At 73.8% G+C, this 9505-nt stretch carries 7 protein-coding genes; all 7 read right to left on the bottom strand.

All coding sequences use genetic code 11. From position 1 onward, the window contains the following. Positions 1–22 precede the first annotated feature (22 nt). The gene (locus tag ACZ4M3_RS04305; protein ID WP_467730020.1) at positions 23–1306 is read right to left on the bottom strand and encodes an MFS transporter; all 1284 of its coding nucleotides are present in this window, start codon (positions 1304–1306) and stop codon (positions 23–25) included. Continuing rightward, the gene (locus ACZ4M3_RS04300) at positions 1299–4439 is read right to left on the bottom strand and encodes a non-ribosomal peptide synthetase (RefSeq protein WP_467730018.1); all 3141 of its coding nucleotides are present in this window, start codon (positions 4437–4439) and stop codon (positions 1299–1301) included. The genes ACZ4M3_RS04305 and ACZ4M3_RS04300 overlap by 8 nt, the downstream gene beginning before the upstream one ends. A 91-nt stretch (positions 4440–4530) precedes the next feature. Next, complete coding sequence (locus ACZ4M3_RS04295; protein WP_467730016.1) at positions 4531–5538, bottom strand: Gfo/Idh/MocA family protein; 1008 nt, start codon at positions 5536–5538, stop codon at positions 4531–4533. After that, positions 5516–6958 carry an FAD/NAD(P)-binding protein gene (locus tag ACZ4M3_RS04290; RefSeq protein ID WP_467730014.1) on the bottom strand — a complete coding sequence of 481 codons (1443 nt, stop codon included), beginning with the start codon at positions 6956–6958 and terminating at the stop codon, positions 5516–5518. Before ACZ4M3_RS04290 ends, ACZ4M3_RS04295 begins: the two co-directional genes overlap by 23 nt. 73 nt (positions 6959–7031) lie before the next feature. Then, a complete protein-coding gene (locus tag ACZ4M3_RS04285; protein WP_467730012.1) occupies positions 7032–8291 on the bottom strand; it encodes a sulfate adenylyltransferase subunit 1 in 1260 nt (419 codons plus the stop codon). After that, the gene (gene cysD / locus ACZ4M3_RS04280) at positions 8291–9238 is read right to left on the bottom strand and encodes a sulfate adenylyltransferase subunit CysD (protein WP_467730010.1); all 948 of its coding nucleotides are present in this window, start codon (positions 9236–9238) and stop codon (positions 8291–8293) included. Before cysD ends, ACZ4M3_RS04285 begins: the two co-directional genes overlap by 1 nt. A 52-nt stretch (positions 9239–9290) precedes the next feature. Further along, on the bottom strand, positions 9291–9476 hold the full coding sequence (locus ACZ4M3_RS04275; protein ID WP_467730008.1) for a hypothetical protein: 186 nt from the start codon (positions 9474–9476) through the stop codon (positions 9291–9293). Between the last annotated feature and the right edge of the window lie 29 nt (positions 9477–9505).

Raw genomic sequence — 9505 nt, 5'->3', positions numbered from 1 at the left:
GTGGCACGGGGGACGCAGGCGTTCAGGCCTTCTGGGCCATGGCCGGCGGTTCGGATTCGACGGCCGTCAGGGTCCGGCGGCCCACCAACCCGGCCGCAAGCGCCGCGAGGACGGCGCCGGTGACCAGGGCGAACGACATGGACACCGAATCCGAGGCGATGACTCCGGCGAGCGAGGCACCGCCGGCGGCACCCAGGGACTCGGACGTGCTGAGCCATGCCCACGCCTCGGTCGCCCGGTTCTTCGGGACGACCATGTCGAGCAGCTCGTAGATGACGACGTTCGTCACTCCCCAGGCCAGGCCCGCCAGCAGCAGCAGGGCGGCCACCACGGCCAGGGGAGGAGCCGCGATCAGGGGCACTGAGCTGAGCAGCAGGGCGGTGAGCCCGCCCACGTACCGCAGATCGGCGGGGAACCGCTCGGCGAGCCTCGGCGACAAGATGCTGCCGACCACGCCTCCGACGCCCAGGGCGCCGAGCACGAGGCCCACGGCCCAGCTGCTGTCGCGCGAGGCCGCGAGCGCGGTCGCGGCGATGTCCACCGCACCGAGCGCCACGCCGGCCCCGATACCGCCGACCGTGAGGGTACGCAGACCTGGGAACCGGATCGCCGCGCCGCGCGCCGTGTCTGCACCGGCCGAAGCCTCCTCGGCCAGGGCCGCGCCCTCGCCGTCCGTCGGCCCCACGGGTGCACCGGCCCCGCCCTCCTCGGGCCGAGTGGCGTCCCGCGCCGGGCGCAGGAGCAGCAGCATGCCGATCGTGGTGAAGACCGCGGCGGTCGCCAGGCCCGCCGCCGGGTCGACGAGGGTGGCCAGCAGGCCCGCTGCGGGAGCACCCCCGATCTGCGCGAGGTCACCCAGCAGCGCGGTGAGGGCGTACGCCCGCGGCAGCTCCTCGGCCGGCACCACGTCCGACCACCGGCCGCGGGCATAGCCGATGAGTGGCGGGGTCGAACCGCTGATCACCGCGGCCAGGACCACGTAGACGGTACCGGGGGCCCCGGAGCGTCCGGCGAGGATCATCACGCACAGCGCTGCGACATGGACCACGGTCAGCGCCGGGAAGGTGCGCCGCGGGCCATAGCGGTCCACCAGCCGGCTCCGCGGCACGCCCAGGAAGGCCGCCGCCAGACCGTAGGCAGCCGCTGCCATACCGGCGGTGGAGAACGAGCCGGTCGCGTCGACCACCTGCAGGACGATGGCCAGCGCGATCACCGCCACGGCCGTCCAGGCACTGGCACAGGCCAGCGCCAGGCGCTGCGCCGCACGACCCCTGGGCAACAGGCTCCAGGTGAGGGTGTTACTCATGCGAGTGGTTCTCCATTTCCGCGAGCAGCCGTTCCAGCTCAAGGTCGTCGACCGCAGCCAGCAGTTCGGTGTCGATCAGTGCGCAGAAGTCGGCCAGGTCCGCCGTGGACAGCAGCTGGCGCAGGGACAGTTCGACGCCGAACTCCTGCCGTACGAGCGCGAGCATCCGCGTCGCGTTGAGCGAGTCCCCGCCGAGCGCCACGTACTGGTCGTGCCGCCCGACGGAGCCCAGGCCGAGAACCCGCGCCCACAGGCCGGCGACGGCCTCCTCGGTCTCCGTACGGGGCGCTTCCGCGGCCGCCGCCGCGGGGTCCGGCCCGGGAGCGGACTCCTCCGCGGGGTCGGGCAGGGCGTCCCGGTCGAGCTTGCCGTTGGCCGTGAGCGGCAGCCCCTCGATCAGGACGATGCGGGCGGGACGCAGCTGCTCCGGCAGCCGGTCGGCCGCGTACGCCGCCAGTACGTCGATCAGCGCGGCCGGTGCTGCGGCCGCCCGGGCCACCGGCCGGGGCACATTGGCCAGACACGCCAGAGGTTCCCCCGCACCGGGGTTGGCAGGCAGGACGCCGGAGGAGGGGAAGACGTCGGCCCATAGCGGTGCGCCGACGACCGCGTCGAACGAGCCGTCCCGATATCCGGCGCGCCAGCTCACGGCGACGGTGCGCCCGTGGTCCGAGGCGAGCCGGACCAGCATCGCGGGCGTGAGGGCCGCGGCAGGCGGCTCGCTCGCGATGGCCGCTGCGGTGTCCACGCCCCGCGCCGGACCGTCGTCGGCCAGCAGCGCCGCGGCAGCCCGGACCAGCGGGCCCACCGTCGCGTGCGGCACCCGTGTGAGCCGCACCGGGCCCTGCTGCCGCAGGAGTTCCGCGAGCCGCTCGGCGCTCGGCGCGAGCTCGGCGGACGCGTACGGCTCCGCATCCCCGCCGAGCCCCTCATCGCCGGCGGCAGGACCGCCGTGCCCCGAGGGCAGGAGAACGTCGTACCGGAAGCGTGTCAGCTCGTTGTCCACCGGCACCGTCTTCGGGGCGATCCGGGGCGATCCCAGGCCCGCCTCGGCGGCGAACCGATCGAACCAGGCGGGTGCGAGCAGCAGTTCGCGCTCCGCGTCCCGGGCCTCCAGCGTCATCGCGCGCTGCCGGTCCGGGCCGGCGCCGGGCAGCCGTGCCGCGGCGACCCCCGCATGGAAGGCGTCCGCCAGCCCGAGGTGGCGTACGTCTCCGACGAACAGGTGCCCGCCGGGCTCCAGCAGGCGCAACGCACCCCGGAGCACCGCGTCGAGGTGGTCCTGGCCGGGGAAGTACTGGGCGACCGAGTTGATCACCACACAGTCGAAGGACTCTCCGGCGACCGCACCGAGGTCCGTGGCCTCGGCGTGGTGCACCGACACCCCGGCCAGCGGCCGCTCGTCGAGTCGCCTGCGCAGCAGTTCCACCGTGGTGGCCGAGATGTCCGTTCCGGCGTAGCGCTCGCAGTCGGGGGCGAGCCGCCACAGCAGCAGGCCGCTGCCGACACCGATCTCCAGGATCCGGCGCGGGCGCAACGCGCGGATGCGGTCCACGGTCTCGTCGATCCAGGCCCGCATGTCCTGCGCGGGCAGCGGCTGCCCGTCGTAGCTGCTGGCCCACCCGCGGATGTCGAACTCGGCGTCCTCGGAATCCGGACCCGCGTGGGCCGCCTCGAAGACGGCGCGCCACTGCTCGACGGCAGCGTCCGGGCCGCTGCCCTCAGCCGGGCCGTCGTCCCCGGCCGGCCCGTCCTCCTCGCTCCGTCGCTCCGGTACCACGTAGGCGACCAGCCGTATCCGCCCGTGCCCGTCGGGCCGGGCGACGACGGCGGCGGCGTCGACGGCGGAATGGGCGGCGAGGGTCGCGGCGGACTCGCCGGGCTCGACCCGGATCCCACGGATCTTGACCTGGTCGTCGACCCGGCCCAGGAACTCCAGTCGCCCGTCGGACATGCGCCGCACCAGGTCACCGGTGCGGTAGACCCGGCCGTCCGGACGGAAGGGGTCGTCCAGGAAGCGTTCGGCCGTCAGCCCGGGGCGGTCCCAGTAGCCGCGGGCCACCCCGGGGCCGCCGATCCACAGCTCTCCCTCGTCCCCGTCCGCAACCTCGGAGCCGTCCCGCACGACGTACACCCGGGCTTCGCCGACCGGGCGGCCGATGTTCGGACGGTCGCCTGACGGACCCGGTACGAGAGGTTCCGCGGTGACGTACACCGTGCCCTCGGTCGGGCCGTACAGATTGAAGAACCTGGTCGTGGCCACGGCTCGCAGTTCGTCCCAGAGGACTTGACCGGTGGCCTCGCCCGCCACTACGACGAGCCGCGGAGCGTATCCCGTCCCGTCGAACAGGCCGAGGGAGACCATCACCGACAGCTGGGAGGGGGTCACGTCGATGACGTCGATGCGGTGCTCGCGCAGGTACCGGACCAGGGCCGCCGAGTCGCGCCGGGTCTCGTCGTCCACGATGTGGAGCGTGTCGCCCCGCAGCATCCACGACATCTGGTTGACCGACGCGTCGAAGCCGAAGGAGGCCGTGACGGCGACGCGGGCGGGGCGTTCGCCGAGGGCCGTGTGCAGCACGTGGGTGTTGGCCTGCAGGAGGTGGGCGAGCGAGCCGCGCTCGATCTGCACGCCCTTGGGGGCGCCGGTGGACCCGGAGGTGTACATGATGTAGGCGAGCCGACTGGGATCGACCGCCGGGCGCGGGCCGAGGGCTGGGCCGCCGCGGGGCCCGCCGTGCGGGGCGGCGGTGTCGAACACCACCGTGGGGCAGGGCACTTCCAGTCGGTGCGCGCAGTGCGCCGCGGTCAGCATGGCGTCGGGCCGGCAGTCGTCGGCCAAGGCCTGTAGCCGCGCCGTGGGATGCGCGGGATCGAGCGGTACGTAGGCCCCGCCCGCCTTCCATACCGCGAGCACGGCGGCGACATGGCCGGCCCCGCGGGTCATGCACAGGGCCACGCGCGACTCGGCCCGTACCCCGGCCGCAGTGAGCCGCTCGGCCAACTCACTGCTGACAGAATCGAGTTGGGCGAAGGTCAGGGCTCCGTCGGGGCCGGAGACGGCCAGGCGGTCCGGTGCCTGCCGGACCTGCCGCTCGAACCGCGTGAGCACGTCGTCGGACAACTGAATCACTCCAGCATGTGTGGTGCGGACGGTGGGACCGTTCCGGATGGGTACGGATGGGTACGGGGAAGGAGCACCGAGAGGCGAGGGCGTGGCGCCGTCAGAGCGAGTCCGGGTCCGGCCCGGCGACAGCCCGGAGAATGGCCGACACCCCGTCGGCCCCCGACAACGCACAGCGGACCGGGGGCCGTCCGGAAGCCACCGCCCACGCCATCTCCTCGTAGACCGCGCGCCTCAGTTCCCGGGTGGACAGGTTCGGATGGTCGTCGACCGTGCCCGAGACGTCGGTGGTCACCGCCCCGTCGGCGATCAGGAGCCGCAGATCCGTGCCAAGGATCTCCAGCCGCTCGGTACGGACCGTGGACTCCGACGTCACTACGAAGCTCAGTACGGCCCCGCCGCGGAACTCCACGATCCCCGCGACCCGGGAATCGATCCCGGGACCGTGCCGGCGCCGCCCGCCGGTCTGGATCCACTGTGGTTCGCCCAGCAACTGGCAGGCCAGGTCGAGGTAGTCCACGCTCAGCCGGGCGATGACCCCGTCGAACCAGGCCGCCGGACCGCGGTCCCGGTCCGGACGGTGGAAGTAGGAACTGGGCCGGAACCGGGAGACCTCCAGCACGGCCGAGGCCCCGGCCCCCCAGTCCAGGCCCAGCATGGTCTCGGGAATGCGCAGGCGCTCCTGCAGCATCACGCCGACCGGAAGGCCGCACTGACGGCCCAGCTGGACGATGCGGTCGAGTTCGGCCGGGGACGCGGCATGGGGACGCTCCAGCAGCACGGCCTTGCCCGCCCGCAACGCCTCCTCGGCCAGCCCCGCCCGGCTGCCGGGCGGAACGCACAGCGCGACGAGGTGCACGGCCGGATCCGTGAGCACTCGTGCCCAGTCGGTGCCCCGGGGCAGCGCACCGGTGTTCACGGAGGCGTCGGCCTCCAGGACCGTCCGGACCTCCGCAAACGGCGCACCCACCAGGGCCTCCGCATGCTGCCGGCCCGCGACGCCGAAGCCGATGACGGCCACGCCGACGCACTCCACGGCGTCCGCCCGCCCAACGGCGCGCAGCCGGCGCCGGGACCGGCCGGCGTCACCGATGCTGCGCAGCGACATCGCGTACCTCCGCGGCGAAGGAGAAGGGAGCCGGTGCCGGCCTGCCGACCGGCAGCGCGTCGGGCGCGGCGTGCAGCACGGCGTCGAACACGGAGGCCGCGACCTGCGCGGCCTGGGCCCGGATCTCGGGCACGGCCGTCGATTCGAAGAGGTTGCCGCGCCGGAGCGCTCCGAGCGCCCAGAGCGGGATCCGCGGGCCCGCTGTCAGGAGCCTGCCGTCAGCAGCGGTGTCGAGCCCGATTCCGCTGGGGCCGGGGCGGCCGGTGCCGCGCGCGAGGAGGCCGCCGACCAGGGGCGTAGTGCCGGTTCCCGGGCCGGTGCAGTTCACCACGGCCTGCACCCTCAGGGTCCGGCCGTCGCTCAGCCCGACTTCCACCGCGCCGTCGGTCTCCGCCGCCGTCACCACCTCGGCCCGTCCCGTCTCCAGCAGCCCGCGTGCCTTCAGTCCGTCGAGGGCGGTCGCGGTGGCCGGGGCGAGTCGATGCCGGTGCGTCTCCCACACCCGCAGGTCCCGGCGCAGGAACCGGTCCCGGTCGGCGGCGGGCAGCCGCTGCCACAGCAGGGGGGTGACCGGCCGCAGGCTGTCCATCCCCGTCCGCCAGTCGCCGTACAGCCGTCGGCATCCGGCGATGTGCCGCAGGACCGCCCTGCGTATCTCGTCGAATCCGCTCAGACCGTCGAGGTCGGGCGGTCCCACCGCCGGTGCGGGCGCCGCGCCGTGACGGTCCGGTACGAGCCCGGACCGCGACACCGCGTGCACGACCCGGCCGGGGGCGGCCAGCGTGAGCGCCGCGTCCGCCATGGTCAGCCCGGTGCCCACGAGCAGCAGATCACCATCCCGCGGCAGCCCGGCCAGGGCGCCCGGTGCCCACGGGTCCGCGATGAGGCGCCCGGATCCGCGGAGCGCCTCGGGTGCCCACGCACAGCCGCCCGGGGCCGCGCCCACTGCCAGGACCACGGCGTCGGCGGACAGCGACCAGCCCGCGCCCAGCTCCACCAGCAGTCCCCCGTCCACCCGCCGCAGCCCGGTCGCGTGCTCCCGTACGAACCTCAACCGGCCGAACCGCGCCTGCACCGCGGCATCCGACAGCACCCGTGCCAGGTAGCGGCCGTACACCGTGCGCGGAACGTAGGACTGAGCGTCGTACGCGCCGGGCATCTCGCGGTCGAGCCAGCCGGTGAAGTGTCCGGGCAGGTCGGGGAAGGCGCTCATCCGGCCCGCGGGCACGTTCAACAGGTGGCGCGCGTCGGACGTGGAGTAGGCGCGGCCCGGGCCGGCCACCTCGGCGGAGTCGACCAACAGGACCTCGCACCGCACGGCACGCAGATCGGCGGTCCGCAGTAGCTGGACCGCGGTCAGCGTGCCCGCGGCACCGGCTCCCACCACCGCGATCGTGCGGGGCGACGCACTCGTGGGCATGGCGGACCTCCTTCTGTACGCAGGGGAGAGGGGAAAGGGCAGCACGAACGGAAACGGCGGCCGGTCAAGCCGGTCAAGCCGGCACGGCGGTGGGCACGGCAGCCCCGGCCCCGGCCATCCCGGCGGCGAGGGTGTCGCCGGAGTGCTCGTCCAGCAGCAGGAAGGCACCGGTGGCGCGCACCCGCTCGTACGGGTCGAGCGGCAGCGGCTCCAGGGTCCGTACGGTCACCCCCGCGAGCGAGTTCATGACGACCTGGGCACCGGCCGGCACCCAGGAGCCGGTCGCCAGGTCGAGCTGCCCCGTCACCTCGGGGACGATCGCCCGCGTGACCCGGCAGCCGTGCCGCACCAGCACGCGGGAGCCCGCGATCAGCGGCTGCTCGGCGAACCAGCACACGACCCCGGCGAACTCCCGGGTGGGCGGCGCGGCCGTACCCGCCGAGGCGATCAGATCGCCGCGCGCGACATCGAGCTGCTCGGACAGCCGCAGCGACACCGAGCGCCCCGCGGCGGCCTCGGCCACCTCCCGCCCGTCGTAGTCGATCCCCGCGATCCGGCTGCGCCGCCCCGACGGCAGCACCACGACGCCGTCGCCCGCTCGGAGCACCCCCGACTCCACCCTGCCCGCGTATCCGCGGTACTCGCCGGCCCGCAGCACCGTCTGCACGGGGAACCGCGCCGGCGCCGTGCGGTCGACGGAGGGCTCCGCGGACTCCAGGATCCCCATCAGCGGCACGCCCGCGTACCAGGGCATCGCAGAGGAGGGCGTCACCACGTTGTCCCCGCGCAGCGCCGACACCGGGACGGCCGACGTCCGCCGGTAGCCGAGGGCGGCTGCCAGGGACAGGAACTCCCCTTCCACCGCCCGGTACCGCTCCTCGTCCCAGCCGACCAGGTCCATCTTGTTGACGACGAGCACCACGTGCGGAACCCGTAGCACCGAGGCCACCGCGGCATGCCTGCGCGTCTGCTCGGTGACTCCCGACCGCACGTCGACGAGCAGCAGTGCCACGTCGGCGTTGCTCGCGCCGGTGACCATGTTGCGCGTGTACTCAACGTGTCCGGGACTGTCGATGAGGACGAACGACCGCCGGGGCGTGGCGAAGTAGCGGTACGCGACGTCGATGGTGATGCCCTGTTCGCGTTCCGCGCGCAGCCCGTCGGTGAGCAGCGAGAGGTCCAGGCCGGTCCCGCGGGCGTCACCCGCCGCCTCCAGGGCGGTGAGCTGATCGTCGGGGATGGCCCGGCAGTCGTGGAGCAAGCGGCCGATCAGCGTGGACTTGCCGTCGTCCACCGAGCCGGCCGTGACCACCTTCACCTGCATGTCGGTCATCAGAAGTAACCCTCACGTTTGCGGTCTTCCATGGCGGACTGGCTCACCCGGTCGTCGGCGCGGGTGGCGCCGCGTTCCGTCGTACGGGTCTCCGCGATCTCGGCGACGATCTCGCCGTAGCTCCGGGCGGTGCTCTCCACGGCACCGGTGCAGGTGACGTCCCCGACGGTGCGGAAGCGCACCGTGCGCTCCTCGAGCCGCTCGCCGGCCCGCAGCGTCAGCAGCGGGGATTCGGCCAGCCACATGCCGTCGCGCCGGACCACCCGTCGGCGGTGCGCCAGATAGAGGGAGGGCAGTGCGACGCCCTCGCGTTCGATGTAGCGCCAGACGTCGGACTCGGTCCAGTTGGACAGCGGGAAGATCCGCATGTGCTCACCTGGCAGATGACGCCCGTTGTACAGGTGCCAGAGCTCGGGACGCTGACGGCGCGGATCCCAGCCGCCGAACTCATCGCGCAGGCTGAACACGCGCTCCTTGGCGCGGGCCCGGTCCTCGTCACGGCGTGCCCCGCCGATGAGCGCGTCGAACCGGTGCTCCGCGACGGCGTCCAGCAGCGTGGTGGTCTGGAGCGTGTTGCGCAGGAGGTCGGGGCGCTCCCGCACTCGGCCGGCGTCGATCGAGTCCTGTACGCGCGCCACCACCAGCCGGGCTCCCGCCTGGCGGGCCGCCTCGTCCCGGAAGTCCAGGACCTCGGGGAAGTTGTGCCCGGTGTCGATGTGCAGGAGCGGGAACGGCACGGGCGCCGGCCAAAAGGCTTTGCGCAGCAGGTGGAGCACCACGGCGGAGTCCTTGCCGCCGCTGAACAGCAGGGCCGCTCGCTCGAACTGGCCTGCGGCCTCGCGAAGGATGTGGATCGCTTCGTCCTTCAGGGCCTCGACACGGGGGGAGTACGGCGGGGAGAGCGGCGCAAGTGCCGGGGCCGTCCGGTCGGTCGCGGCGGTCGTCATGCCAGGTCCTTCCTGGGGCTGGAGTGCGGGGAGGGGCGACCTGCGGACGCGACTACCACCAGCCGTTGCTGTCCTTCGCGGCCGCGGTGGGCTCGGGGGTCGCAGATGCGGGAGCGGTCACCACGGTGGCCGTGCCGGTGGCCGGGGCCTCGTCCGCGACAGCGGTGGCGCTCGCGCCGACAAGCAGGAGGCCGGTCAGGCAGGCGGTAGAGACGACGACGTTGAGGCCCTTGGACATGGCTGACTCCCGTGGTGTGGTGGGGGGAT

It is taken from the genome of Streptomyces sp. NPDC026522 (assembly GCF_055567555.1).
Note: the sequence above shows the minus strand (reverse complement) of the source record. Positions and strands in the feature narration are given on the sequence as shown.

Bases quoted from the DNA above. Each gene is read 5' to 3' on its own strand.
- ACZ4M3_RS04305 (WP_467730020.1), bottom strand. From the start codon at position 1,306: ATGAGTAACACCCTCACCTGGAGCCTGTTGCCCAGGGGTCGTGCGGCG.
- ACZ4M3_RS04290 (WP_467730014.1), bottom strand. From the start codon at position 6,958: ATGCCCACGAGTGCGTCGCCCCGCACGATCGCGGTGGTGGGAGCCGGT.
- ACZ4M3_RS04295 (WP_467730016.1), bottom strand. From the start codon at position 5,538: ATGTCGCTGCGCAGCATCGGTGACGCCGGCCGGTCCCGGCGCCGGCTG.
- ACZ4M3_RS04275 (WP_467730008.1), bottom strand. From the start codon at position 9,476: ATGTCCAAGGGCCTCAACGTCGTCGTCTCTACCGCCTGCCTGACCGGC.
- ACZ4M3_RS04285 (WP_467730012.1), bottom strand. From the start codon at position 8,291: ATGACCGACATGCAGGTGAAGGTGGTCACGGCCGGCTCGGTGGACGAC.
- cysD (WP_467730010.1), bottom strand. From the start codon at position 9,238: ATGACGACCGCCGCGACCGACCGGACGGCCCCGGCACTTGCGCCGCTC.